The organism is Pseudomonas sp. 05N431, assembly GCF_056397005.1.
Genome location: NZ_JBFTMN010000061.1, coordinates 1 through 558 on the forward strand (window position 1 = coordinate 1; position 558 = coordinate 558).

Consider the following 558-nt stretch of genomic DNA (forward strand, 5'->3'; position numbering starts at 1 on the left):
GCAAAATCCGCTGCGGCATAATGGCGACTGTCATTGATTGCGGGGTTCGCCGATGTTGCTCGTCGTCTTCAAGATTCTGCTGACCATCCCCGTGGCCTGGGCATTGGCGTGGCCCTTGCTACATCCTTCGGTGGCCGGGGGAATCTTCAGCGAACTGGAGGCATTGGGCAGCATCGGGGCGTGGATATTGACGCTGGTGTTCCTGATCGCCGTGTTCTTATATTGCCGCGACCTTCAGCGTTCGCTGACATTGGTCAAACCTCCATCCAGGGTGGCGYCGCCTCGAAGTGTATGGYTGATGTTTCTGCTGCCTTACAACTTCATTGAAGACTTTTTCATTGTCGCTCACGTGGCCCGATCGCTACGGCGTGAAGCCAGGCATAACAAAGCGCTGGGCTCGTTCAAAAGCTTTGGCCTGTTCTCAGGACTGGGGTGGTGTACCGCGCAGATTGTTTCGTTGCTGCCCAACGAACTTGGTTCGCTGGGAGGGGCTTTGGCGTTGCCGCTGTGGTTCGTCCACTGGCGGTTGGTGAGGCGGGTAAACAGGGTGATGGCGCT

General features: G+C 57.2%; 1 protein-coding gene. It reads left to right on the plus strand.

The features are described from left to right. Nucleotides 1-52: 52 nt before the first annotated feature. Nucleotides 53-558 (plus strand): hypothetical protein (locus tag AC1DIG_RS29305; protein WP_477770113.1); only part of this gene is annotated, 506 nt, incomplete at its 3' end.